The 24,482-nt window shown below is 67.9% G+C and carries 21 protein-coding genes; 10 read left to right on the top strand and 11 right to left on the bottom strand.

From position 1 onward, the window contains the following. Nucleotides 1-24: 24 nt before the first annotated feature. Both GO999_RS08885 and GO999_RS08890 read right to left on the bottom strand, forming a co-directional pair. Entirely contained in the window at nucleotides 25-1,452 is a 1,428-nt protein-coding gene (locus GO999_RS08885; RefSeq protein WP_211906146.1) for an efflux transporter outer membrane subunit, read from the bottom strand. Between the two features lie 728 nt (nucleotides 1,453-2,180). Further along, nucleotides 2,181-2,342, bottom strand: coding sequence for a hypothetical protein (locus GO999_RS08890; RefSeq protein WP_155772875.1), 162 nt, complete (start codon nucleotides 2,340-2,342; stop codon nucleotides 2,181-2,183). Between GO999_RS08890 and GO999_RS08895 the strand changes: the two genes are divergently transcribed. Beyond that, entirely contained in the window at nucleotides 2,341-2,958 is a 618-nt protein-coding gene (locus tag GO999_RS08895; RefSeq protein WP_071013836.1) for an FABP family protein, read from the top strand. The two genes, GO999_RS08890 and GO999_RS08895, sit on opposite strands and share 2 nt — an antisense overlap. A 204-nt stretch (nucleotides 2,959-3,162) precedes the next feature. On the opposite strand, the gene GO999_RS08900 is transcribed toward GO999_RS08895, so the two are convergent. Continuing rightward, the gene (locus GO999_RS08900; protein WP_118872239.1) at nucleotides 3,163-4,554 is read right to left on the bottom strand and encodes an aminotransferase-like domain-containing protein; all 1,392 of its coding nucleotides are present in this window, start codon (nucleotides 4,552-4,554) and stop codon (nucleotides 3,163-3,165) included. Nucleotides 4,555-4,730: 176 nt separating this feature from the next. Here GO999_RS08900 and cyoA point away from each other — a divergent pair, with 176 nt between their 5' ends. The 8 genes from cyoA (at nucleotide 4,731) to GO999_RS08940 (ending at nucleotide 11,736) form a co-directional block, all read left to right on the top strand. Further along, a complete protein-coding gene (cyoA, locus tag GO999_RS08905) occupies nucleotides 4,731-5,723 on the top strand; it encodes a ubiquinol oxidase subunit II (RefSeq protein WP_118872240.1) in 993 nt (330 codons plus the stop codon). Between the two features lie 3 nt (nucleotides 5,724-5,726). Then, nucleotides 5,727-7,703, top strand: coding sequence for a cytochrome o ubiquinol oxidase subunit I (gene cyoB, locus GO999_RS08910; protein WP_118872241.1), 1,977 nt, complete (start codon nucleotides 5,727-5,729; stop codon nucleotides 7,701-7,703). Between the two features lie 2 nt (nucleotides 7,704-7,705). Further along, on the top strand, nucleotides 7,706-8,332 hold the full coding sequence (gene cyoC, locus GO999_RS08915) for a cytochrome o ubiquinol oxidase subunit III (protein ID WP_118872242.1): 627 nt from the start codon (nucleotides 7,706-7,708) through the stop codon (nucleotides 8,330-8,332). Continuing rightward, entirely contained in the window at nucleotides 8,329-8,706 is a 378-nt protein-coding gene (cyoD, locus tag GO999_RS08920; protein WP_111374965.1) for a cytochrome o ubiquinol oxidase subunit IV, read from the top strand. Before cyoC ends, cyoD begins: the two co-directional genes overlap by 4 nt. Nucleotides 8,707-8,732: 26 nt before the next feature. After that, the gene (locus tag GO999_RS08925; protein WP_011001800.1) at nucleotides 8,733-10,466 is read left to right on the top strand and encodes a nitrite/sulfite reductase; all 1,734 of its coding nucleotides are present in this window, start codon (nucleotides 8,733-8,735) and stop codon (nucleotides 10,464-10,466) included. Next, nucleotides 10,453-10,995, top strand: coding sequence for a DUF934 domain-containing protein (locus tag GO999_RS08930; protein WP_019718828.1), 543 nt, complete (start codon nucleotides 10,453-10,455; stop codon nucleotides 10,993-10,995). Before GO999_RS08925 ends, GO999_RS08930 begins: the two co-directional genes overlap by 14 nt. Before the next feature lie 176 nt (nucleotides 10,996-11,171). Next, nucleotides 11,172-11,519: a hypothetical protein gene (locus GO999_RS08935; RefSeq protein ID WP_020831982.1), complete on the top strand. Its 348-nt coding sequence runs from the start codon at nucleotides 11,172-11,174 to the stop codon at nucleotides 11,517-11,519. A gap of 7 nt (nucleotides 11,520-11,526) precedes the next feature. Further along, a complete protein-coding gene (locus GO999_RS08940) occupies nucleotides 11,527-11,736 on the top strand; it encodes a DUF1653 domain-containing protein (protein WP_011001431.1) in 210 nt (69 codons plus the stop codon). 22 nt (nucleotides 11,737-11,758) lie between these two features. On the opposite strand, the gene GO999_RS08945 is transcribed toward GO999_RS08940, so the two are convergent. The 5 genes from GO999_RS08945 to bioA all read right to left on the bottom strand — a co-directional run bounded on the left by GO999_RS08945 (nucleotide 11,759) and on the right by bioA (nucleotide 16,395). After that, nucleotides 11,759-12,283, bottom strand: coding sequence for a hypothetical protein (locus GO999_RS08945; protein ID WP_016723050.1), 525 nt, complete (start codon nucleotides 12,281-12,283; stop codon nucleotides 11,759-11,761). 190 nt (nucleotides 12,284-12,473) lie between these two features. Next, nucleotides 12,474-12,992, bottom strand: a complete 519-nt coding sequence (locus GO999_RS08950) for a hypothetical protein (RefSeq protein WP_071507730.1) — start codon at nucleotides 12,990-12,992, stop codon at nucleotides 12,474-12,476. A 68-nt stretch (nucleotides 12,993-13,060) separates the two neighbouring features. Further along, complete coding sequence (bioD, locus tag GO999_RS08955; RefSeq protein WP_011001428.1) at nucleotides 13,061-13,750, bottom strand: dethiobiotin synthase; 690 nt, start codon at nucleotides 13,748-13,750, stop codon at nucleotides 13,061-13,063. Nucleotide 13,751: 1 nt separating this feature from the next. Further along, nucleotides 13,752-15,002, bottom strand: a complete 1,251-nt coding sequence (bioF, locus tag GO999_RS08960) for an 8-amino-7-oxononanoate synthase (protein ID WP_064477785.1) — start codon at nucleotides 15,000-15,002, stop codon at nucleotides 13,752-13,754. Next, the gene (bioA, locus tag GO999_RS08965) at nucleotides 14,989-16,395 is read right to left on the bottom strand and encodes an adenosylmethionine--8-amino-7-oxononanoate transaminase (protein WP_211906147.1); all 1,407 of its coding nucleotides are present in this window, start codon (nucleotides 16,393-16,395) and stop codon (nucleotides 14,989-14,991) included. The genes bioF and bioA overlap by 14 nt, the downstream gene beginning before the upstream one ends. 760 nt (nucleotides 16,396-17,155) lie before the next feature. On the opposite strand from bioA, the gene GO999_RS08970 reads away from it, so the two are divergent. After that, nucleotides 17,156-20,188, top strand: coding sequence for a transglycosylase domain-containing protein (locus GO999_RS08970; RefSeq protein WP_211906148.1), 3,033 nt, complete (start codon nucleotides 17,156-17,158; stop codon nucleotides 20,186-20,188). Between the two features lie 35 nt (nucleotides 20,189-20,223). Here the strand turns inward: GO999_RS08970 and GO999_RS08975 are convergent, their stop codons facing one another. From GO999_RS08975 to GO999_RS08985, 3 genes are all read right to left on the bottom strand, one after another. After that, nucleotides 20,224-21,978: a type III effector protein gene (locus GO999_RS08975; protein ID WP_211906149.1), complete on the bottom strand. Its 1,755-nt coding sequence runs from the start codon at nucleotides 21,976-21,978 to the stop codon at nucleotides 20,224-20,226. Then, a complete protein-coding gene (locus GO999_RS08980) occupies nucleotides 21,975-22,487 on the bottom strand; it encodes a hypothetical protein (RefSeq protein ID WP_011001423.1) in 513 nt (170 codons plus the stop codon). The genes GO999_RS08975 and GO999_RS08980 overlap by 4 nt, the downstream gene beginning before the upstream one ends. 429 nt (nucleotides 22,488-22,916) lie before the next feature. After that, nucleotides 22,917-24,470 (bottom strand): MFS transporter, encoded by a 1,554-nt coding sequence (locus GO999_RS08985; RefSeq protein WP_211906150.1) that lies wholly within the window; start codon nucleotides 24,468-24,470, stop codon nucleotides 22,917-22,919. Nucleotides 24,471-24,482: the final 12 nt, after the last annotated feature.

Here is a 24,482-nt window from a genome sequence, read left to right on the forward strand (position 1 = left end):
GGTGCTCTCGTTTCTTGAGGGTTCTTAGCTGCGGGGCGCGCGGTAGCCGCCGCCCAGGGCGCGGGTCATGGCAACGTCCAGCGTGAAGGCGCGGGATTGCAGATCGGTCAGGGCACGCTGGTTGGTCAGCAGGGTGTCCTGCGCGGTGAGGACTTCCAGGTAGCTGGCGAGGCCGCCTTCGTAGCGGTTGAGTGTGACGCGGTAGGCTTGCTCGGCGGCCCTGAAGGCTTCTTCCGCCTTCGCCAGCCGGGGAGCCAATGCCTTGCGGCTCAGCCAGGCATCGGCCACGTCCTGCAGGGCCTGGGTCAGCGTGCGGTTGTAGTTGGCGACGGCCTCGTCATAGGACGCCTGCGCGCGCTTCAACTCCCCGCGCAGGCGACCGCCGTTGAAGATGGGCAGCGACACCGCCGGCCCGATGCTGCCGATGCGCGAACCCGACTTGAACAGGTTGGACAGCCCGATGGACTCGAAGCCGATGAACGCGGAGAGATTGACGTTGGGGTAGAACTCGGCGCGCTTGCTGTCGATGCGATGCGCCTGCGCCTCTGCTTGAAGGCGCGCGGCCACCACGTCCGGGCGGCGCCCCAGCAGATTCACGGCCAGCTCCGCAGGCAGACCCTCGGGACTGCGGATGGCGACGCTGGGCCGCCGGATCGTCAGGCCCCGATCCGGCCCCGCCCCCACCAGCGCGGCCAGGGCATGGCGCGTGAGGCCGATGCTTTCGTCCACGCGCAGCAACTCGCCCTCGGCGCTGGCCAACAGGGCTTCGGCCTGCTTGACGCCGCTGCGGGTTTCCAGCCCGCTCGCAAAACGTTCGGTGAACAGTTGCGCGCTGTGCCGACGCACGGCCAGCGCCGCTTCATCGGCGTCCCGCACTGCATACAACCCGGCCAGGTCGGCGTAGCTGGAGGCGATGGCGCTCGCCAGCGTCAGCCGGGCCTGGGCCGCGTCGGCGCGGCTGGCTTCCAGGTCGGAGGTCGCGGCGGCCAGACTCGCGCGGTTGCGGCCCCAGAAGTCGATTTCCCAACTGAAATCGAGGGTGGCGCGGCCGACCTCATTCCAGTCGCTAGAGCCGCTCTGGCGTTGGCGGGCAGCGGAGGCGTTGGCGCTCACCTGAGGAAGCAAGGCGGCACCCGCCACGGCCCCGGCAGCTTCGGCCCCGCGCAGGCGGGCGGCGGCAGCGGCCATGTCCGGCGAGTCGCGCAGTGCTTCTCCAATCAGGGCATTGAGCTGGGCATCGCCATAGGCTTGCCACCAATGATCATCGGGCCACGCGACGGCAGATGCCGCAAGGCTGGACGCGCTGTGCAGCCCTTCCGGTGTTTGCGGGGTGGGCCGCTCGCTGGCCTCGGGGAACTGAGCGCAGGCGCCTGCCACCAAGGCCAGCGGCAGGACGACACCCGCGCGCAGCCAGCGAAGCGTGTCTGCCGGAAAGGACGAATCAAAATACATGGGACTCCTTGCGATCGGGCCTGGAAACCTAATTGGCCCCATGGAACCCATTTGACATTGTGATGTCAATTAAGAGGGAATGCAACGCTTCGCCGCTTGGATGGTCGGCACGCAATAGATGACGTGGCTTGCTCGAAGCGAGCGTCTGTGCGTTAGCCGGCGGACGCGGCCAGCCGCCAAGGCCGCAGTGTTTCGTAGTCGTCGGCGCGGTGTGTTGCAAAAATCCGGCATGGCACCGAGTGGCCGATTACGCGCAACGATGGTGATGTCGACCGTTGCGGTCCCGCTGCGGTCCTTCAGGCAGACGGACTCGCTGACCACAGCACAGCGGCCGCTGGCCGACCCGGCCCAGGGTGTCCGCTTCCGGGCCATTGGAGGACGATCACTCCGATCGGTCTGCGTTGAGGCACATAGCGATAAGTCTTCTTATCGCAATAGCTTTGTCAGAGCACGAAACCACCTTCCGTAAAAACGCATCAGCCATCGCTGCAACCGCTTCGCGTGATGCCGGCCTGTCGGCGCTCAGTCCGGCATCTTTTCGCGTCAACCAAGATCGGCAAGGCCTTCTCCCGTGAGCACGATGGTGCGTCACGTCCAGCTTGAATTCGAGCGTGTGCCGCGCCCGCTTTGTCTTGCTTGTCATTGTTCTTCTCATTGCTTGGACTTATCGGTTTTGGCCGGCGCCCCGACTTGCAATAGCCCACTTCAATCATTTCAATTAATTATTCCTATTTCAGCCCCTTGCACATCCTGGCGCGGGGAGTTTTGTCGCCTGCAACTGATTCACATTGATGATCATCAAGCCGTCCGATTCTGGCTTTGGGTAGAGTCACCGGGTTTTCATTGCAGTCATTTTTTAATTTCTCTATTTTGAAACCGGGATCCGTCATGAAAAAAATCCTTGCGGCCGCCGTGGCCATGAGTTGCCTTGGAATTGCCCACGCCAAAAACGATTCCACCGAAATCAACCCCCTGGCGAAGCTTATTGGTGTTTGGGAGGGCGACAAGGGGATTGACGTCGCGCCGGCCCAAAAGAAGGCTGGCCTGCCGCCTGGATCAGCGGCATCCAGCCCCTATTTTGAAAAGATCGTGATTACGGACGGGCCCAGCGCGACCAATGCGAGCGAGCAGGACCTGGTCTCCGTGAGCTACCACCAGCAGGTTTTTCGAAAATCCGACAACAAGCTGTTTCACGACCAGGTCGGATACTGGATATGGGACAAAAAGAACAACATGATCATTGATTCATTCTGCATTCCGCGTGGCGTTTGCGCGACCGCGGAGGGGCGGCTGAAAAATCAGAATGCATTCAATGTCAGTACGTCAGGGCCATTCGCCGAGCACTCTTTCATGCAGAAAAATGGAAAAACGCATGATTTTTCCATTGACTTGAGCCTCAATCAGGATGGGACGCTCACGTATTCTCAGAAAACCAGCCTGACGATCTACGGAAAGAAATTTGTTCACGTTGATTCCAGCACGCTGAGCAAGAAGTCTGAAATGTAGATTCGTGCAGGTGCCAGGCACCGAGGGCGGCTCCCGCTGCCCTCGATCAGGACGGGGCTGCTACGCCGGCCGGGCGGCAGCCTGTCGTACGCCTGCCGATCTCGACGATGTACGGCGGTGGCGACAAGGCGACCATCCGGGATGGTCGGCGGCCAACGGATCGCGGCGGAAATGTCGGTCAACGTTGCGGAGAGGCTTCCCCGTTCAGACCACGAGCTCCCCGCCGATGGCCGGCTTGCGCTCCAGCAAGACGGCCAGTTTCCGCAGCGCCAGCGACAGCTGCGCCCGATCGTCGACGCCGCCCAGCGAAATGCGGATCGCATTGGGCGGGTTCGGCCCATCGCAAAAAGCGTCGGACGGAGTGACACGCAGGTCTTCCGCCAGTGCGGCGCGGGTCAGTTGGTGCGTGGACCAATGGTCTGGCAGACGGTGCCACACGTGAATGCCTGTCGGCGGCGCCTGCCCGATCCCGCTGAGCCACCGGTCTGCCAGTTCACGCCGCGCGAAGGCCTCCGTGCGGATGCCGTCCAGCAACTGCGGGGCCGAGCCGTCCTGTATCCACTGCGTGGACAGGGCCGCGGTCACGGGGGCCGCCATCAGGGCGAATGCGCGAAGGGCCGCCAGCAGGTCGTCGCCGCGCGTTCCCGCGGGCAGCAGAAGGTAGGCGGTGCGTAATCCCGGACTCAGGGTTTTGGACAGCGTCGACACGTAGTACGTCTGCGCCGGCGCGAAATGGGCCAGCGGAGGCGGCGCGTCCGGTGTCAGCAGCCAGTAGGGATCGTCTTCCAGGATCGTGGCGCCGCATCGTTCGGCCGTTCGCGCAATGTCGGCCCTGCGCGCGGCCGGCATGGTATGCGTGGTCGGGTTCTGCGCCGTCGGGTTCAGATAGGCCAGCCTGGCCCCCTGCGCACAGGCCGCCTCGAGCGCGTCGGGGCGCATCCCATCCGCGTCGCACGCGGCCGTGAGGACACGCCGGCCGAGTTGGACAGCCGCGGCGCGGATCCCCGGGTAGGTCAGCGGCTCGGTGACGATGGCATCGCCGGGGCGTGTGTGGCTCAGGATCACGGCCGCGAGGGCCGCCTGCGCGCCGGGACAGACCACCAGCCTCGATGCATCGACCGCCCCCACGATCTGCGCCAGCCAGCTTGCGCCGGCGGCGCGATCGGCCGGACTGCCGCCCCCGAGCTGGTAGGTCATCAACAGGTGCGGGTCGCTGTGCAGCAGGACTTGCGACAGCCCTCGCCGCAGCAGGTCCTGGAAGTCCAGTCCGGCGGGCGGCGGCGGAACGTTCATGCTCATGTCCACGACCCGGGCAAGCTCCGCGCGCGGGGCAGCGATGAAGGTGCCGAGCGCCCCCCGGGCATCGATGAGGTGGCGGCGCTTGGCTTCGGTATAGGCCCGCGTCACCGTCGTGAGATCGACCCCGAGTGCCTTGGCCAGGCTGCGCTGCGGTGGCACACGGTCTCCGGCGGCCAGCCGTCCGTCGCCGATCGCCTGCTCGATGAACTCGACGATCTGTAGATACCTCGCACCGCCTGTCCGGGTGATCCTCAGATCCCACTGAGGGCCTGCATTCCGGTGTTGTATGGCCTCCATGGCGCGAATCTTCTTTCTTGTATGGGTTTTGTCTTTCTATAGGATGCCAGACATCATTGCCGGGATCCATACATCTCTTGCGCGGCCGGGTGTTTTTCCAGGGCTGCGGCGGTCATTGCTTCGGCCCTGAAGTGAGGGGCATGGATACCCGGTGATGCGTAACCACGGTGTCCGAAATGCTCAAACCTACCGCTTTGCCGGCAGACAGCCCTCCACATGGGCAGCTTGCCGCCCCGCCCTCACCCATACCGTCGCGCCTGGCCGCGCTTGCCCTCGGCGCCCTTGCAAGCCTGCTGCTGAGCGGCTGCAACCTCGAACTGCTGTCGCCGAAGGGCAGCATCGGCGAGCAGGAGAAATCGCTCATCCTGGTCGCGCTGTTCGTCATGCTGCTGGTCGTCATTCCCGTGATCGTCCTGACGCTGTGGTTCGCATGGCGCTACCGCGAGACGAATACGCGCGCGGCGTACGCACCGACCTGGGCGCACTCGACAACGATCGAGATCGTCGTCTGGGGCATCCCGTGCCTGATCGTGGCCTTCCTGGGCGTGCTGATCTGGAACACGACGCACAAGCTCGATCCCTATCGGCCGCTGGCATCGCAAGTCGAGCCGGTCGAAATCGAGGTCATCGCGCTGAACTGGAAGTGGCTGTTCATCTATCCCCAGTACGGTGTCGCCTCGCTGAACCAGCTGGCGATCCCGGTCGGCACGCCCATCAACTTCCGCCTGACCGCCGAGTCGATGATGAACGCGTTCTTCATCCCGCAGCTGGGCAGCATGGTCTATACGATGGCGGGGATGCAGACGCGGCTGCACCTGATCGCCGACACGCCGGGTGTCTATCTCGGGCAGTCCGCCGCCTACAGCGGTGCCGGCTTCTCCGACATGCATTTCAAGACACTGGCCACTTCGCGCGAGGCGTTCGACGCGTGGGTGCGCTCGGCCAAGGCCTCCGCCAACACGCTCGACTTCAAGACCTACCGCGGCCTGGAGCGCCCAAGCAACCGGGACGCCGTCACCCTCTTCTCGGCGGTGGCCCCGAAGCTGTTCGATCGCGTGGTCGACAAATACATGCTGGCCAACGGCCAGGTCTGCCGCGCAGACGGGCCCGAGTCCCTGCAGGCCTTCCAGCCCATCCCGTCCGCGTCCATCGGGCGCGTGGAGCAATAAGCCATGTTCGGAAAACTCAACCTCAATGCCGTCCCGCTCCATGAGCCGATCATCATGGGAACGCTGGCGGCCGTGCTGGTCCTCGGCGCGGCGCTGATCGGCGCCATCACGTACTTCGGCAGATGGAAGCCCTTGTGGACGGAGTGGATCTGCTCGGTCGACCACAAGAAGATCGGCGTGATGTACATCGTGCTGGCGCTGGTGATGCTGCTGCGCGGCTTTGCCGACGCCATCATGATGCGCGTCCAGCAGGCGATCGCCTACGGCGATGCCGCGGGCTATCTGCCGCCGCACCACTACGACCAGATCTTCACCGCCCACGGCGTGATCATGATCTTCTTCGTCGCCACGCCGCTGGTGCTCGGCCTGATGAACGTGATCGTGCCGCTGCAGATCGGCGCGCGCGACGTGGCCTTCCCGTTCGTCAACTCGCTGAGCTTCTGGCTCTCGGCCATGGGCGCGGTGCTGGTCATGCTGTCCATGTTCGTCGGCGATTTCGCGGCCACGGGCTGGGTTGCCTACCCGCCGCTATCGGAGCTCGGGTACAGCCCGACGCCCGGCGTCGACTACTACATCTGGTCGCTGCAGATCTCCGGCCTCGGCACGACGCTGACGGGCATCAACTTCATCGTCACGATCCTGCGCATGCGTGCTCCCGGCATGAACCTGATGAAGATGCCGGTGTTCACCTGGACCGCGCTGATCACCAACATCCTGATCGTCGCCATCTTTCCCGTCCTGACCGCGACGCTCGCGCTGCTCACCGCCGACCGCTACCTCGGCATGCACTTCTTCACCAACGAGCTCGGCGGCAACGCGATGATGTACGTGAACCTGATCTGGGTGTGGGGCCACCCCGAGGTCTACGTGCTGATCCTGCCGGCGTTCGGTGCGTTCTCCGAGATCATCGCCACCTTCTCCCGCAAGCCCCTGTTCGGCTACAAGTCGATGGTGTACGCCACCTCCTCGATCGGCGTGCTGTCGTTCTTTGTCTGGCTGCACCACTTCTTCACCATGGGATCGGGAGCCAACGTCAATGCCTTTTTCGGGATCATGACGTCGATCATTTCGATCCCCACCGGGGTCAAGCTGTTCAACTGGCTGTTCACCATGTACCGGGGCCGGATCCGCTTCCATTCGTCGACCCTGTGGACCATCGGCTTCATGGTCACGTTCGCCGTCGGCGGCATGACCGGCGTGCTGCTGGCCGTTCCGGGCGCCGACTTCGTGCTGCACAACAGCCTGTTCCTGGTAGCCCATTTCCACAACGTCATCATCGGCGGCGTGCTCTTCGGCTGCCTGGCCGCGATCAGCTTCTGGTTCCCGAAGGTGTTCGGCTTCAAGCTCAACGAGTTCTGGGGCAAGGTGTCGTTCTGGTGCTGGCTGAGCGGCTTCTTCCTGGCCTTCATGCCGCTCTATGTGCTCGGCTTCAAGGGCATGACCCGCCGGATGAACCACTACGCCAACGTCGACTGGCATCCGTACCTGGTGGTGGCGCTGGTCGGGGCGTGCGTCATCGGCGCCGGGATCGTGGCCATGCTGATCCAGCTGGGCATCAGCATCCGCGACCGCAAGACGCATCCGGACCTCACCGGCGACCCATGGGACGGCCGCAGTCTCGAATGGTCGACCGCTTCGCCGGCGCCGTTCTACAACTTCGCCCACATTCCGCACATCACCTCGCTCGAGCAGCACTGGGAAGACAAGGAAACCCGCCGGGCGTGGCGGCAGCCGGCCCACTACGAAGACATCCACATGCCGCGCAATACGTCGGCGGGGTTCGTGGTGTCGGCCTTCGGCCTGCTGCTGTGCTTCGCGCTGGTCTGGCACATGTGGCCGGTCGCCGTCGCCGGCCTGCTCGGTGCGGTGGCCACCTTCATTCTCCGCAGCTATGACCGCGATGTGGACTACTACGTGAGCGCGGCGGAAGTCGAGCGGATCGAACGCGCGCGCTACGCGCAATTGCAGGAAGCGGCCTGACCATGACACACACCCTTTCCCCGACCCTGGATCCCACGGCGCCCGAGGCGGCGCACCCGCACCCGCATCACGACACCGGGTTCAACACGACGCTGGGCTTCTGGCTCTACCTGATGAGCGACTGCCTGATCTTCGCCATCCTGTTCGCGACCTTCGGCGTGCTCTCCGGGAGCACAGCGGGCGGGCCCGGCGGCCGGCAACTGTTCGAGCTGCCGTTCGTGTTTGCCGAGACCATGCTGCTGCTGGTCAGCAGCTACACGTTCGGCATCGCCCTGCTGAAGCAGGACGCCGATGCGGCGCCACGGATGGTGCGCTGGCTCGGGGTCACGTTCCTGCTCGGGGCGCTCTTCGTCGGGATGGAGCTGTACGAGTTTTCCCATCTGCTGCATGAGGGGGCGGGCCCCGGCGTCAGCGCCTATCTTTCCGCCTTCTTCACGCTGGTCGGCACCCATGGCCTGCACGTCACGGCGGGCTTGCTGTGGCTGGCCGTGATGGTGCACCAGGTCCGGCATTTCGGCCTGGACGGCGTCGTGCGCCGCCGGCTCGCCTGCCTGAGCCTGTTCTGGCACTTCCTGGACCTGGTCTGGATCTGCGTGTTCACCTTCGTCTATCTGCGGGAGTTCGCATGAAGCCGTCCCACCTCCACTGCGTGCACGCCGGCGAGACCGCGCCGCACGGCAGCCTGCGCGGCTACACCGTCGGCCTGCTGCTGTCGGTTGCGCTCACGCTCGCCGCGTTCGCGACCGTGATGACGGGCGCGCTGCCCGCCCGCCTCGCGCTCGCCGGCGTGGTGGGCCTGTGTGTGGCGCAGTTGCTGGTGCAGCTGGTGTATTTCCTCCACCTGGGCACCAGCCCGGGGCAGCGCGGCAATACGGCGATCTTCGTCTGCACCGGCCTGCTGATCGCCATCGTCGTGGCGGGCTCCCTGTGGGTCATGCACAACGCCAACGAGAACATGATGCCGACCGACATGTCGGTCGAGCGGGCACGCGCGCGCGACTAGCCCGCAGCGCAAGGAGACATCCCACGATGTACATCTACGACGCCATTGACCAGCAGCTTGTCGACGAACGCGTCGTCCAGTTCTCGGACCAGACGCGCCGTTTCCTGAGCGGGCAGCTCACCGAGGATGAGTTTCGCGTGCTGCGGCTGCAGAACGGCCTGTATCTCCAGCGCCATGCGCCGATGCTGCGCGTGGCGATTCCATACGGCATGCTCGCGTCCCGGCAACTGCGCAAGCTGGCCGGGATCGCCAGGCGCTGGGACCGCGGCTACGGCCACTTCAGCACCCGGCAGAACCTGCAGTTCAACTGGCCGCGTCTCGAAGACGCCCCCGCCATCCTGGCCGAACTGGCCACGGTCCAGATGCACGCCATCCAGACCAGCGGCAACTGCATCCGCAACACCACGACGGACCACTTTGCAGGCATTGCACCCGACGAGATCGTCAACCCGCTCGTCTGGTGCGAAATCATTCGGCAATGGTCGATGCTCCATCCCGAATTCGCGTTCCTGCCGCGCAAGTTCAAGATCGCGGTCAGCGGCGCGTTGACCGACCGGGCAGCGGTCGGCATACACGACATCGGGCTGCAGGCGGTCGGGCAGGACGGACGGATCGGCTTCCGGGTATGGGTGGGCGGCGGCATGGGCCGGACCCCGATGGTGGGCAAGCTGATCCATCCATTCGTGCCCTGGCAGGATCTGCTGACCTACCTGCAGGCCACGCTGCGCGTCTACAACCTGCACGGGCGCCGCGACAACAAGTACAAGGCGCGCATCAAGATCCTGGTGAAAGACCTGACGCCCGAGGTGTTCCGCCGGCAGGTGGACGAGCAGTGGCGACCGATCCGCGGGGGGCCGGACACGGTCACCGAGGCATTTGTCGACTCGGTCGCGGCGCGCTTCACCGTCTCCCCCTATGACGCCCAAGCGGCGAACGACCCCGATGACACGGCGGCGCTGGCCGAGGCGAACCCGTCGTTCCGGCGCTGGCTCCGCGGCAACGTGCACCCGCATCGCGTACCGGGCTACGTCGCGGTGACCGCGTCATTGAAAGCGCCGGGCCGGGCGCCGGGCGACATCACGGCCGAACAGATGGAGACCATGGCAGACCTGGCCGACCGTTACGGCTTCGGCGAGCTGCGCGTCTCCCACGAGCAGAACCTGATCCTTGCCGATGTCCGGCGCAGCGGCCTCTTCGCGCTGTGGCAGGACCTCGGCGCCGCCGGACTCGCGACGCCCAACATCGGCAAGATCACGAACATCATCGCCTGCCCCGGCGGAGACTTCTGCGCACTCGCCAATGCGGTGTCGATCCCCCTTGCCCAGGCCATCCACGCGCGCTTCGATGACCTGGACCACGTGCACGACATCGGCGAACTGGACCTGAACATCTCCGGGTGCATCAACGCCTGCGGGCACCACCATATCGGCCACATCGGGATCCTCGGCGTCGACAAGGCCGGAGAAGCCTGGTACCAGATCACCCTGGGCGGCCGGCAGAATGGGGCCGGCGGGCCGGAAGGGAGCGATTCGCCCGCGGCCATCGGCCGGATCATCGGCCCGTCGTTTGCCCAGGCCCAGGTGCCGGACGTGATCGAGCGGCTGATCGACACCTATCTCGCGCACCGCGACAGCGATGCCGAACGATTCGTCGACGTGGTCGGCCGGATCGGCATCGAGCCCTTTCAGGCCGCGGTGTACCCGGACGCGGCCATCGCGGCGCGGCGCTCACACGCAGAGGTAGCGCATGGCGGCGCCTGACGCAACCGCTCGCGATGCACCGTGCAACATCCTCTGCGACGGCCGCGTGACGGCGGACACCTGGCGGGCCTATCCCGTGGAGCACGGTAATGGGGACCAGGTGTGCCCCCCCGATGAAGCGGGCTATCGGGTCACCCTGCAGAACTGGATGACCTATCGGCGGCAGTACCGCCGGCGCCGGCATCCGGTTGCGGTGTGGCTGGCACCGGACGCGGATCCGGCGGGGTTGCTGGAGCCTGGGGCCACCACCATCGACCCGACCGGCCTGGCGATGATCGCAATCGACTTTCCGGTCTACACGGATGGCCGCGGCTATTCGATCGCTCAGTTGCTTCGCCATCCACTGGGCTGGCAGGGCGCGCTGCGGGCCGTGGGCGACGTCATGATCGATACCGTGCACTACCTGGCCCGCTGCGGCTTTGACAGCTTCGCCCTCAAGCCCGGGCATGACCCGGAGGCAGCGCTGAGGGCGCTGTCGACGTTTTCTGCGTCGTATCAGCGGGCCTACGCGATGCCTATGCGCCGCTAGCCGCCTGCAGGCGCGCCGGATCGGGCAGGATGCAGCGCGAAACAAGGCATCGTGCCGTGAACCGGGCCCGCTTCACGGCAGCAACGAACCCGCGATCATCGTTTTTCGGACCGCATTCGAGTCGGCTTCGGTATCATCGCGCCTTCCACTACCCCCAAGAACACAGGAAGGACATCATGGGCGAAGCCAAGCGGCGCGGCACGCAGGCGCAGCGCGTTTCCCAGGCACAGGCGCGGCTGGATGCGCTGCGCCCGGAAAAACTGGTCTGCGGCGCCTGCCAGACCGCCTTTACCACCTTCGACGGCATGGAGCCGCGCAATCTGCCCGGCATCCGCGCCATCTTCGGCGGCGAATGCCCGAACTGCGGCGAAAGCGTGATCAGCTTCAGCGGCGAGCCCGAGGCCGTCGCCAACGCGATGCTGCTTTATCAGCAGACCATGGAAAACGCCAAGCTCGGCACCCAGACGCAGGAAGGCGAGCACACGCCCTACGTCGATACCGACGACGGCAAGCCGCAGTCCTGAGGCCGCCATGCAGAACACGCCGGCACGCCGCTACCGCCACTACAAGGGCGGCGAATACGAATGGCTGTGCGAGGCCACGTACGAGCCCGATCCCACGGTCCGGATGACGGTCTACCGGGCCGCCAACGGCACCGTCTGGGTGCGTCCGTCGGCCATGTTCCACGAGATGGTCGAGGTCGATGGCCGCCAGGTTCCGCGGTTCGCGCCGATCGACTGAATAGCGGCAAGCCCCGGCCTGCTCACCCGGCCACACGCCGCCGATGCCACAGGCGCGGCGTCGCTTCGCCGCTGGCCGGCGCCCGGTGCTCGAAGGTCATGCGCACCCGGCGCGAGAGCTGGAGGTAGATGCCGCACGTCGCCAGCATCAGCAGCGCGGCCGCCACGCCGTCGATCAGCGCCTGCCGCGCCCCGGGGATGCCGCCCACCAGCAGCATCAGGCCGATCATCGGCGGCAGTGTCGCCATGTGGACCAGCATGGCGGGACGAAACGCGCTGTCATGCGTCGTGGCCAGCACCAGCACGGTGGTCGTCGAGATCAGGTACAGCAGCAGGGTCAGGTTGATGACGCCGCTGCCCGGGGTGTCGGCGTTGAAGAGATCGGCGCCCGCCACCTGCAGCGCGTTGACCGACAGCCCCTGCCAGAACACCCACGTCGGTCCGCCGACGGCAATTGCGAGCACCCATGGCAGCCAGCCGGCAATGCCATACAGCGGATGGTGTTCCGCTTCCATGGGATCGATGTCGACCCAACGCTGCGTCAGCATGATGCACCCCCTGTCTTCAGCGTCCGTTCTGGCGGCGGTTGCATGGGCAGGCGCCCGGCGGGCACCCGCCTTCCCTGCTTTCTAGATTAGGTCGCCGGACAGGCCGTGCAATGCGGGAGGAACCCTTAGCGCACAGAAAACTTGTGCCGCATCAACGCAGCGTCTGGAGGATGCCGGCCGTGCGGACGGTCTACCGGTGGAACACCCGCGGCCGGTCCGGATCGTAGAGCGGATCGGGCGTGATCTGGGTCAGCCGCAGCACGCCGGCCGGATCGAAATAGAAATGCATCAGCGACGGCCACACGTCGTCCGACTTGAAGCGGTACGACCAGACCAGGCGATCCATGCGGGAGAAATAAGCGGTCTCCACCGGCTTGCCGAAATGGTGCAGCACATCGTCGCGGGTCCAGACATCGACCCTGGCCTGGGCAAACTCCAGGCTGCGCAGCACCTGCCTGAAGGCGACCAGCTTGCCGGCGGCGTCGAAGTCGGCGGCATAGGTGAACTGCCCGTAGGGCTGGGTCGGATACAGCCAGCGCGTGCCGCCATCGAGCGTGTAGGATTCGCGCGGCGGGCCGAACTGCGCCTGCACGGCGGCGGCATCCCCGCCGATCAGCCGCTGCCCCTTGGTCACCGGGGATTCCAGTGCGGCACATCCCGCCATCGCGGCGGCCGCGCAGGCCACCGCCAGCCAACGCATTGCGCGCATGACAGCCGTCTCCATCCAAGCGTGATCGAAATCTCGTGAAGTTGGACAGTGTAGCGCTGCCCGGCGTTTCAGCGCGCCAGCAGCGGTGCGATGTCCACGTGCGACGCGGCCAGGCGCGCGTCCGGGCGCGGCAGACGCGGGATCGTGCCCAGGTGCGGCGCGTCGATCCAGCGGCGCAGGGTGGCCACGTTGTCGTCCAGCCCGGCCATGGTGGCGTCGACCACGTTGCCGATCCAGCCGGCCAGGCGCAGGCCGCGTGCGGCAATGGCCTCGGCCGTCAGCGCGGCGTGGTTCAGGCAGCCCAGGCGCAGGCCGACCACCAGCACCACCGGCAGGCCGAGCGCCACCGCCAGCTGCGCCGTATCGAACGTATCCGACAGCGGCACGCGGAAGCCGCCGACGCCTTCAACGACCACCGCGTCGGCCTGTGTCCGGGCCTGCGCCAGCGCATCGACGATGGGCGGCAGCGTGATCGTCACGCCCGCGCGCCGGGCCGCCAGGTGCGGCGACATCGGCGCGTCGAGCAGCCACGGGCAGAGCGTCGCCATCGGCAGGCCGACGGTGGCGGCAGCGCGCAGTTGTTCGATGTCTTCGTTGGTGCGCTCGGGAGCGCCCGCCAGCGTGCCGGCGGCGACCGGCTTGAGCCCCGCGGTGCGGTAGCCGGCGCCGGCCAGCGCCGTCAGCAGTGCCGCGCTGGCCAGCGTCTTGCCGATCTCGGTGTCGGTCCCGGTGACGAAGCAGTCGAAGCGCACCGGCATGTCAGGCAGCGCGGGCGGCGGATTGCTGCGATTGGCCGGCCGCCTCCAGCGCGCGGGCCAACCGCTCGATGTCGTCCTCGGTGTGCGCGGCGGACAGGGTGATGCGCAGCCGCGCGGTCCCGGCCGGCACGGTCGGCGGGCGGATCGCGGCGACGCGGATGCCCTCGCGCTCCAGCGCCGCCGCCAGCGCCAGCGCCGGCGCGTTCTCGCCGATCACCAGCGGCTGGATCGCGGTGGGCGACGGCATCCACTGCCAGCCGAACCGTGCCGCCAGCCGCTGCGCGTGATCGCTCCAGCGGGCGATGTGGCCGGCCAGCCGGGCCCGGCGCGCGGCGCCCTCCTCCCCCGCAATCAGGTCCAGCGCCGCCTCCACCCCGCAGGCGACGGCGGGCGGCGTGGCGGTCGTGAAGATATATGTGCGGGCCCGCTGCACCAGCCAGTCGACCGCCATCCGGTGCGCCACCACGCAGGCCCCGGCGCCGCCGGCCGCCTTGCCGAAGGTGCCGATATAGATCAGGCGCTCGGAGCGCAGCCCGAAGTGCGACAGCACGCCCACCCCGTCCGTGCCGAGCACGCCCAGGCCGTGCGCGTCGTCGACGATCAGCCAGGCATCGAAGCGCTCGGCCAGCGCCAGCAGTTCGGGCAGCGGCGCGATGTCGCCGTCCATGCTGAACACGCCGTCGGTGACGATCAGCTTGTTGCGGCTGGTGCTGGCGGCCAGCTGCGCCTCCAGCACGGCCAGGTCGACGTGCGGATAGACCTTGACCGCCGCGCGCGACAGCCGGGCACCGTCGATCAGCGAGGCGTGGTTCAGCGCGTCGGAGAAGACCGTGCAGTCCTGCGCCGGCTGGATGCCGCCGGCCTGCGCCATCGCGCTGACCACCGCCATGTTGGCCATGTAGCCGGTACAGAAGCACAGCGCATCGGCATCGGGAATATGCGGCGCCTGCAGGGCCGCCATGCGCGCTTCCAACCTCGCATGGGCCACCGAGTGGCCGCTGACGAGGTGCGAGGCGCCGCTGCCGAAGCCGTACCGGCGGGCGCCCTCGCCCACCGCCTGCATCAGCGCCGGATGCGCGGCCAGGCCGAGGTAGTCGTTGCCGCAGAAGCCGAGGATCTCGCGCGGCTCGCCGCCCGGCACGTCGATGCGCTGGCTGCGGTCGGTGGGGCTGTAGGCGGTGCGGCGCACGCGACGCAGGTGCGCGGCGTCGATGGCGTCCAGGCCGGCCCGCAGGTCGTCAAGCAATCGCATGGGTTTCTCCTTCGTGCGCGCCGGTGGCTTGCGCAAGCGTGTCTTCGAGGGTGTGCAGCGTGCGTTCGACCAGGGTGTCGGTTTCGTCGTCGGTCAGCACGTAGGGCGGCAGCAGGTAGACGGTGTGCCCGATAGGCCGCAGCAGCAGGCCATGCGCGCGCGCCGTCAGCGCGAAGCGCTCGGCAAAGCGCGGGCCGGCCACTTCGGGGTGCACATCAAACGCGGTGATCATGCCGGCCTGCCGCAGGTGGGCAAAGCGCGCATCGTGCGACAGCGGCGCCAGCCCCTGGGCGATGCGGGCAGCGGTGACGCGGTTGCGGGCGAAGACGTCTTCCTCCGCGAACAGGTCGAGCGTGGCCAGCGCCGCGCGGCAGGCCAGCGGGTTGCCGGTGTACGAGTGCGAATGCAGGAAGCTGCGCACCGGCGCGTCTTCGTTGAAGGCGTCATAGATGGCATCGCGCGACAGCACGATCGACAGCGGCAGATAGCCCCCGCTGATGCCCTTGGACAGGCACAGCAGGTCCGGCCACACGCCCGCCTGCTCGCAGGCGAAGAAGGTGCCGGTGCGGCCGCAGCCCACGGCGATCTCGTCGGCGATCCAGTGCACGCCGAACTGATCGCACAGCGCGCGCACGCCGCGCAGGTAGCTGGCGTCGTGCATCGCCATGCCGGCGGCGCACTGCACCAGCGGCTCGATGATGACGGCGGCGATGGTGCCGGTGTTGGCCGACAGGCAATCGCGCAGGGCGGCCAGCGCGCGCTCGGCCACATCGGCACCGGTCTCGCCCGGGCCGGCCAGCCGGGCATCGGGCGACGCCACGCGGTGCGATTGCAGGATCAGCGGATCGTAGGCATCGCGGAAGATCGCCACGTCGGTCACGCCCAGCGCGCCGAGGGTCTCGCCGTGGTAGCCGTGCTCCAGGCAGACGAAGCGGCTGCGCGCGCCCTGCCCCGCGTTGCGGTGAGCATGAAAGCTCATCTTGAGCGCGATCTCCACCGCCGAGGCGCCGTCCGAGCCGAAGAAGCTATGCCCGAGCACGCCGCCCGTCAGCCCGACCAGGCGCTCGGCCAGCTCCACCGCCGGACGATGCGTGGCGCCGGCCAGCATGGTGTGCTCCAGCATGTCCAGCTGCGCCTTGAGCGCAGCGTTGATGTGCGGATTGGCATGGCCGAACAGGTTGACCCACCACGAGCTGGTGCCGTCCAGGTAGCGCTTGCCGTCGAAGTCGATCAGCCACGGCCCCTGGCCGCGCGCGATCGGCAGCGGCGGCATGGCATCGAGCCGCGCGTTCTGCGTGCACGGGTGCCAGACCGCCGCGCGGCTGCGCGCCTGCCACGTCGTGTTGGCACTGGGCGCGGCGTCCGCCGGCACGGGGATGGGGGGATACGCCATACGAACCTCCTGGTAGCGAGGCCGGCCGCTCGCTGCAAAGCGCGAGGCTGCACGGGGCCGGCACATGGCGGCGTATGGTAGGCGGCATGCCATTCGGCGACAAGCGGACAGATCGGCGCTTTTTGGTCTGAAATTTGACGCCATAGCGCGACGAAGCCGACTTTTTCTTCAGATACGCTGCGTCTGGCGGTGATCTCGGTCGAAAATTTTTTTAGGGCGTCGCGAAAAAAGAGTCTTATTGAGCACTTTTCACCACGCCTCTTGCTCTTGCGAGAGGCGGATGTCCCGATGCCTCTTGGCTACGGGGCAAAGGGCCGGTGGAGCCGCGGCGCCACATCCCGCCAGGGCGGTTATCCCCGCCGACATCGGCACGGCCCTCGATCATTCCGTCAGGGCGCGCCCGTCTCCGGCGTCCCCGACGCCTGATCGCCATGCGGCCCTTGCGCGAGCCACGGCTCGATCAGGCTTGCGCGGGAGATGCCCTGCGCCCACCGGCCGATTCGTCCGGAAGTTGAAATCGAGACGAATCCACGCTTGCCGCTGCGACGCGTAGCCGGAGCGGGACTGTGCCGGCTCGATTGCCGGCAGCCCTTGTTGGCCGGGCTTGCGTGTCGCCGCAAAGCAATCGTTCTGGCTGCCGGTCGCCTGGTATAGCGGCGCCCCGGGCGCGGCGGCGCGCGCCGGATTGACGGCTGCCCCGCATGCAGTAGAGTGGAACAACAAAGGCACGTCCACACTTGGAGCGTTGCGGTTGAAAACAATGCGCCGATCTGTCAAGTTCGCCTTGGTTGCCGCGCCCTTCCTGCTGGTGGCGGCCCTTGCCTATCTCGTGTCGGACGAATTGCAGACCTCGGCACTACAGGCGTCCTACCTGTCGCAGCTCGGCAAGAAGCTGACCTTCCCCCTGCGGCCCGGCCCGAGCCCGTCCGTGCACTACCCCAACTCGGGGCCCTACGACCGGCGCCTCGGCTACAGCCAGATACCGACCTATCTCGAACGTTTGCGCGCGCGCGGCTACGCGGTGGCCGAGCAGGCCGTGCCCTCGGGCACGATGAATGCGACCATCAACCTGGGCCTCAACGCGCCGTATCACGAGAAGACCCAGGCCGGCCTGCAGGTGTTCGATGCAGCCAATCGCCTGATCTACTTCCGGCGCCATCCGGAGCGGGTCTACGCCGGCTTCGACACGGTCCCGCCCGCGCTGGTCGACGCGCTGCTGTTCATCGAGAACCGCATGCTGCTCGATCCGGAGCAGCCCCGGCGCAACCCCGCGGTCGAATGGGGCCGCTTCTCCCGCGCCATGTGGGACCGCGTGCTGCACATGGCCGACCCGGAGCACGAGTCGCCCGGCGGCAGCACGCTCGCCACGCAGATCGAGAAATACCGGCACTCGCCCGAAGGCCGCACCGAATCGGCCCAGGAGAAGCTGCGGCAGATGGCATCGGCATCGGTGCGCGCCTACCTCGACGGCGAGGACACCACCGTGGTGCGCCACCAGCTGGTGGTCGATTACCTCAACACCGTGCCGCTGGGCGCGCGCAACGGCTTCGGCGAAGTGCTCGGCATCGGCGACGGCCTGTGGGTCTGGTACGGCCGCGACTTCGCACAGGTGAACGCACTGCTTGACGCGCATTCGCCGGCCACGCTGGAGGCGCGCGCGCTGGCCTACAAGGAGGCGCTGAGCCTGCTGATCTCGCAGCGGCGCCCATCCTACTACCTGGAGCACCTCGACGATCTCGAAACGCTGACCGACGCCTACCTGCGGCTGCTGGCGGGCGCGGGCATTGTCCCGGCGGCGCTGCGCGACGCCGCGCTGGCCCAGTCGCTCAGGCAGCAGGCACAGCGCGTGCGGGCGCCTGCCGTGGCCACTGAGCGCAAGGGCACCAATGCCGTGCGGGTCAACCTGGCCGCCATGCTCGGCGTGCCGCGCATGTACGACCTGGACCGGCTCGACCTGACGGTCGGCAGCACGCTGGACGCCGCCCTGCAGCGCGACGTCACGGCCGAGCTGATCAAGCTGCGCGACCCGGCCTACGCCAAGGCCGCCGGCCTGATCGGCGACAAGATGCTGCAGCACGGCGACCCGCGTGGCGTCACCTACAGTTTCACGCTGTTCGAGCGCAGCGGCGGCACCAACCGTGTGCTGGTGCAGGCCGACACCTTCGACCAGCCGTTCGACATCAACGAAGGCGTGAAGCTCGACCTGGGCTCGACGGCCAAGCTGCGCACGCTGGTGACCTATCTCGAGATCGTCGCCGAACTGCACCAGCGCTATGCCGCGCTCGCGCCCGCCGCGCTGCGCAAGGTGGAGGTCTCGAAGCAGAACCCGATCGAGCGCTGGGCGGTCGACTACCTCGCCCAGGCACGGGACCGCAGCCTGGCCGCCATGCTGGCGGCCTCGCTGGAGCGCAAATACTCGGGCAACGCCGGCGAATGGTTCACGACCGGCGGCGGCATGCAGCACTTCGACAATTTCGAGCCCTGGGAGAGCTATCAGCAGTTCACGGTGCGCGAGGGGTTCAAGCATTCCGTGAACCTGGTGTTCGTGCGGCTGATGCGCGATCTCTCACGCTACTACCAGCACCAACTGCCCAGCGCCGGCGCCGAAGCGCTGGAAGACGACACGTCCCCGCAGCGGCAGCGCTACCTCGAGCGCTTCGCCGACCGCGAGGGCCGCCTCTTCATGGGACGCTTCTACAGCAAATACCGAGGCAAGCGCCCGCAGGAGCAGGAAGCGATCCTGGTGCAGAGCACGCACGCGACGCCGGTGCGCCTGGCGACCCTTTTCCGCACGCTCGATCCGCAGGCCGGGCCGGACAAGCTGGCGGCCTTCATCCGCGCCTACCTGCCCGAAGCCGGGCTCGATGCGTCGGCCGTCGCCAAGCTCTACGACAAGTACGGGCCGCAGCGCTTCGACCTGGCCGACCGCGGCTACATCGCGCGGCTGCATCCGCTCGAGCTGTGGCTGGTCGCCTATCTGCGCCAGCATCCGCAGGCGACGCTCGCGCAGGTCAACCAGGCCAGCGCCGCCGAGCGCATCGAGGTCTACAAGTGGCTGCTGAAATCGCACCGCAAGGGCGCCCAGGACAAGCGCATCCGGCAGATGCTCGAAATCGAGGCCTTCCAGCAGATCCACCAGGCGTGGAAGCGGCTCGGCTATCCGTTCGACGCGCTGGTGCCGTCCTACGGCACGGCCATCGGCGCCAGCGCCGACCGCCCGGCCGCGCTGGCCGAGCTGATGGGCATCCTCGAGAACGACGGCCTGCGCATGCCGACCGTACGCATCGACCGCCTGCATTTCGCCGCCGGCACGCCCTATGAGGTCAGCCTGTGCCGCACCCCTGCCACGGGCGAGCGCGTGCTGCCGCCGGAGATTCCGCAGCTGGTCAAGGCGGCGCTGGCCGAGGTGGTCGAAGGCGGCACGGCCAAGCGGGTGGCCAATACCTTCGTCCTGCCCGACGGCAGCGCCGTGCCGGTGGGCGGCAAGACCGGCACCGGCGACAACCGCTACAAGACCTTCAGCCGCGGCGGCGGCCTGATCTCCGAGCGCGTGGTGAGCCGCTCCGGCGCCTTCGTGTTCTACCTGGGCGAGCGCTACTTCGGCACCGTGGTGGCCTATGTGGCCGGCCCCGAGGCCGCCAGGTACAAATTCACCAGCGCCCTGACCACGCAGGTGCTCAAGGTGCTGGCGCCCACGCTGATGCACCATCTCGACCTGGGCGGCCCCGGCGCGGCCCGCGGTTGCGAAGTGCCCCAGGCCGCGGTCACGGCGACGGCGCAGCCGCTCGATTAGCCCCGCCGCCGTCGGCCGCGCCCGGCCGCCCCGGGTCAGACTTCCGGCTGCTCGGGCCGCTGCACCTGGGCGTTGACATGCTGCTGGCGCTCGGCGCGCATGGCGTTGTCGCCCGCCGGGATATCGTTCGCCAGGGCGTTGAACCAGGGCCGGATGGCTGCGTGGATGCCGATGGCGTTGCCCAGCGCCAGCACAGCGCGCCGTGCCGGGCCTTCGGTCGCGCTGGCCAGCATGGCGCTGCCGGTGGACATCAGGCTGGTCACGGCGGTCGACTCGGCCATCAGCTTCGTGCGCCGGACGCCGCTGGCAAGCACGTTGGAGACCGTGGCCGTGGCACGGCTCGCCTGGCCGGACGGCGCCGCCCCCTCGACCGTGGGCTGCGGCTCGAGCAGCGGGCCCGCCGTGAATGCCTTGGCGATGGCACCGGCCGGCGCCGTCACCAGGCCGCCGAGCCCGCCCACCATCTGCTTGACCTGCTGGACTGCGGCATGCATGCGCGACATCTGCTCCTGCTGGTGCGGTTGCGCGGCGGTCGCGATATGGCCGGTCTCGATATCGCCTGCCGCCGCCGTGGCCGGCATCGCGGCATGCTTGGCGAAGAACAGCGGCACGGCATGCGTTTCCAGCACGGCGGGCCGGTCGGCGGGCGCCAATTCGAGGGCCGCGCGCAACGCATCGGCTTTCGGCACGTCGATCGTGGCGGTCGACTGCCGCACCGCAATCACCGCACCGATCACGGCCCCGGCCGTGCCCGACACCGCCAGGCCCAGGCTGATCTGACCGGCAACGCCCAGCGGCGTGCCGCCCTGGGCGGCCATGCGCGCGGTGGTGATCGAGTCGAACGCGATCTGGCCGAGCCGCACGCTGCTGTCGCTGGCGATGTTGGCGATATCCGCCTGCATCGCCTTGGCCTTGTCGCGCAGTTCGTTGCCGGCCCCCGGCTTCAGCGCGTTCATGAGCTCCACGATCTCCTGGGGCACCACGGCGCGGGCGTCGATGGCCTGAAACTGGCGCGGCAGCATGTTGATGATCGGCCCGGCGACAACCTGACCGGCCAGGTTGCCCGCCGCACCGGTCACCGCCCCCAGCGCCCACTGCTGCACACCCGCCGCGGCCAGCAGGAACGCGGATTGCGAAGACATCGTCCGCGCCGGTGCCTCGCTGCCGGTGATGACCCCGCTGGCCTGCGGCACGCCGCGTTCGGCGCGGCCCAGCGCGTCGCCGGCGGCCAGGCCCGCATTGCGGCCCACGCCGAACGCCGTTGACGTACCGGCGCTCAGGCGCAACACGCCGTGCAGGAATGCCACGATGCGATCGAGATGCTGCGCGGAATGTTTGCCGTAATTCACCGCCTTACGGTGTGCCTCCATCTGCCGATCGGGTTGGGTCAGATCGCCCCCGAGGGCCCGCTGCAACGGCAAGCTGGAGGCCGGCGCTTGCGACGCCTGCCGCACCGCCTTGCCGACGGTGGACAGCACACTGCCTGTCAAGGTGACCGCCGGCGCAACCACGCCCTTGACCGTGGTCTGCAGCGCCCGCGTCAGGCTGGCGTTGCGCACCGTGTCCACCGCCTCGGGCAGCTTCGCACGCCGCGTCATCGACGACACCATGGCAGCGCCCGCGCCAACCCGCCTGCGCAGATGCCCGCCGTGCTCGCCCGAGACTTGCCGCGGCTCGGGGGTGGTCGGGGCGGTCGAGGTCGGACCGTGCGTGAGCGGCGCGGGACTGCCCTCGACCGTGGAGTCTGGGCTGGGAACGACCGGACCGGATTGGGTTCCACCTATTTTCATTGCGGTGTCCTCACCTGCGTTGCCGCATCGCCCAACAGCACGGCGAGCTGCTGCGTGACGACCAGGTCCTGCGCCAGCGTGTCGACGACGGCGTCGTGCACCGGCACCATGCGGTGCAGCACCAGTTCCCCGTTGGGCTGGCAACCGATGGCGGCGTTGTAGACCGCCAGCACGCCCGGCGCGTGCGCGAAGAGGGCGCACAGCGCCCGCGCATCCAGCGCGCCGACACGGCAGCCGAGCGTAGCGGACACCACCAGCGCACCGTCGCCCGCTTCGCCGGCCAATCCCTCCAGCGGCATCGGGGTCACGGTGACCAGCGTGCCGTTGAGCACCACGCCACCGTCGTCCGCCGCCTGCGCGGCGGCCGGCTCATCCAGGCCCAGTGCACGCGCGGCCGCGTGAGTCAGTTCGTGGGCACGCTGCATCAGCGTGTCGAGGTTTCCACCGGCGAGCTGCGCACCATCGGCGGCGCAGGCGTTCGGTGGGGGGGCAAGGTCATGCGTGTCCACAATCGTCTCCTGGTTTATTCACGTCAACCATAGAGCGCCGCTCCCGTGGCCTCGCCTTTGCAGGCGAAGCACTAGACCGGCGAGCGAACTGCTCGCTTTCAAGGCACTGATCGCCTTGGCAATTTCGCGCCGGTTGCGCCGGTTTCGCTTTTGCCGGGTGCGAGTGCGCCCCATCGGTGAACCGTGCGCACTGCGGTGGCAAACCCATTTGGCAATGGCCGGCGCGCCAAGGTGCACCTCACACAGGCACGCGCCCACACGCGGCGAAGCGCGCCGCGCGGCATGGTGCTGTGCCCCCAACCGAAGACGCGTCCATGTGCGACATCCATGCCGCACCCCGTGCCACCCCATCGGCGTATCGGCCGTGCCCGTCCTGCTGACACCCGCGCGCCGCGCCACCCCGGTCCTCGCCGAGGACGGCGCCGGGCATCAGCGCAACGTCCGCTGCACGAGAATCGCCACCGCGCACACCAGCGCAATCGCCGCGCCCCAGACGAACAGGTCACTGCACGCCAGCAGCGTCGCCTGCCGGTCGATCTCCGCTGACAGCCGCACCAGTTCCGCACCCTGCAGCGGATGCGGCCACAGCCACGACGGCGTCAGCGCCGAGACATGGCCGACCAGGTCGGTGCGGTGCTGCGCCTGTCCGCGCTGCAGCATCAACGTCGCCAGCAGCGTGCCGAAGGCCTGGGCCCAGGCGCGCATGATGCCCTTGAACTGGTAGGCATGGCCGAAGTCCTCGGCGGGCAGGTCGACATAGGTCAGCCCCGCCACCTGGATCACCACCAGCATGCCGACCATGCCCTCCATCACGAACCCCGGCGCCAGCACGCCGGCCGATGCGCCGGGCATGGCCGTGCGCGACAGCCACAGCATCGCGCCCGCCATCAACACGAAACCGATGGCGATCAGCACGTGCTTGCGCGGCAGGTAATCGGTCAACTGGAAGTTGGCGATGCCCAGCAGCAGCGTCACCAGCCCCGACAGGCTCATGAACTGCGCGGTGGTCTCGTAGCGGAAGCCCAGGCCGTTCTGCAGCAGGCTGGAGGACAGGAAGCTCCACGCGCTGGCAAAGCCGTAGTAGATGGCATAGAACACCATGCCCACCATGAAGCGGCGCTGCAACGTGGCGCGCAGGTCCACCCACGGCAGCGGGTGCCCGGTCTGGCGGATGCCGATCCAGGCGACCAGCGCGACCACGGCCAGGATGGGCAGCACCTGCGCCGGCGAGCCGTCGGGGTGCACGAAGCGCGCCTGCTGGAAGCCGTGCAGCGCGATCAGCGCGGCGAGGCCGAAAGCGATGGCGGAGGGCCAGTCCAGCGAGGCGAAGTCGCCCGTGCGTTCATGCCGGTGGGGATGCGGGTAGAACGCCGCCACCAGGCCGCACACCATCACCGCCACCAGCAACTGGGCCACGAAGATGGCGCGCCAGCCGAACTGCTCCGTCAGCGCGGCGGAGAGCACCGGCGAGACGCAGGTCAGCCCGAAGATGCCGTAGATCATCCCCTTCATCATGGTGCGGCGCTCGTGTGCCGGGCTGTGCTGCACGAAGATACGCGACGTGGACAGCATCGGCCCGCCACCGAAGCCCTGTACGGCCCGCCCGACGATCAGCATGGTGCCGCCCTCGGCCGCCGCGCACATCAGCGTGCCGGCAATGAAGATCAGCAGCGACAGCAGCGTGTGCCGGCGATAGGTCATCCGGTCGGCCAGCCGCCCCGTCACCAGGATCGCCAGGCTGGCCGCCGCCGCATAGGACGTCACCGCCCACAGGTAGACGTCCTGCGAGGCCAGCACCCCGCCCTCGATATGCGGCCCGGCGATCGAGAACATCAGGTTGGCCATGTAATCCACGCCGGTCGCCAGGCCGATCACCATGCCGACCATGCGCAGCTCCAGCCGGCTGGCGACCGTCGATCCGGCCGGCTGGCGGCGCGGCGCCGACTGGGCAGAAGGCGTGTGGTCCGTGCTTGGCGTGTTCATGTCGGGATGGTA

The sequence above is a fragment of the Ralstonia nicotianae genome (genome assembly GCF_018243235.1).
GTDB lineage: Bacteria > Pseudomonadota > Gammaproteobacteria > Burkholderiales > Burkholderiaceae > Ralstonia > Ralstonia nicotianae.

Coding starts and splice junctions, on each gene's coding strand:
- GO999_RS08885 (WP_211906146.1), bottom strand. CDS start 1,452: ATGTATTTTGATTCGTCCTTTCCGGCAGACACGCTTCGCTGGCTGCGC.
- GO999_RS08895 (WP_071013836.1), top strand. CDS start 2,341: ATGAAAAAAATCCTTGCGGCCGCCGTGGCCATGAGTTGCCTTGGAATT.
- GO999_RS08890 (WP_155772875.1), bottom strand. CDS start 2,342: ATGACGGATCCCGGTTTCAAAATAGAGAAATTAAAAAATGACTGCAAT.
- GO999_RS08900 (WP_118872239.1), bottom strand. CDS start 4,554: ATGGAGGCCATACAACACCGGAATGCAGGCCCTCAGTGGGATCTGAGG.
- cyoA (WP_118872240.1), top strand. CDS start 4,731: ATGCTCAAACCTACCGCTTTGCCGGCAGACAGCCCTCCACATGGGCAG.
- cyoB (WP_118872241.1), top strand. CDS start 5,727: ATGTTCGGAAAACTCAACCTCAATGCCGTCCCGCTCCATGAGCCGATC.
- cyoC (WP_118872242.1), top strand. CDS start 7,706: ATGACACACACCCTTTCCCCGACCCTGGATCCCACGGCGCCCGAGGCG.
- cyoD (WP_111374965.1), top strand. CDS start 8,329: ATGAAGCCGTCCCACCTCCACTGCGTGCACGCCGGCGAGACCGCGCCG.
- GO999_RS08925 (WP_011001800.1), top strand. CDS start 8,733: ATGTACATCTACGACGCCATTGACCAGCAGCTTGTCGACGAACGCGTC.
- GO999_RS08930 (WP_019718828.1), top strand. CDS start 10,453: ATGGCGGCGCCTGACGCAACCGCTCGCGATGCACCGTGCAACATCCTC.
- GO999_RS08935 (WP_020831982.1), top strand. CDS start 11,172: ATGGGCGAAGCCAAGCGGCGCGGCACGCAGGCGCAGCGCGTTTCCCAG.
- GO999_RS08940 (WP_011001431.1), top strand. CDS start 11,527: ATGCAGAACACGCCGGCACGCCGCTACCGCCACTACAAGGGCGGCGAA.
- GO999_RS08945 (WP_016723050.1), bottom strand. CDS start 12,283: ATGCTGACGCAGCGTTGGGTCGACATCGATCCCATGGAAGCGGAACAC.
- GO999_RS08950 (WP_071507730.1), bottom strand. CDS start 12,992: ATGCGCGCAATGCGTTGGCTGGCGGTGGCCTGCGCGGCCGCCGCGATG.
- bioD (WP_011001428.1), bottom strand. CDS start 13,750: ATGCCGGTGCGCTTCGACTGCTTCGTCACCGGGACCGACACCGAGATC.
- bioF (WP_064477785.1), bottom strand. CDS start 15,002: ATGCGATTGCTTGACGACCTGCGGGCCGGCCTGGACGCCATCGACGCC.
- bioA (WP_211906147.1), bottom strand. CDS start 16,395: ATGGCGTATCCCCCCATCCCCGTGCCGGCGGACGCCGCGCCCAGTGCC.
- GO999_RS08970 (WP_211906148.1), top strand. CDS start 17,156: ATGCGCCGATCTGTCAAGTTCGCCTTGGTTGCCGCGCCCTTCCTGCTG.
- GO999_RS08975 (WP_211906149.1), bottom strand. CDS start 21,978: ATGAAAATAGGTGGAACCCAATCCGGTCCGGTCGTTCCCAGCCCAGAC.
- GO999_RS08985 (WP_211906150.1), bottom strand. CDS start 24,470: ATGAACACGCCAAGCACGGACCACACGCCTTCTGCCCAGTCGGCGCCG.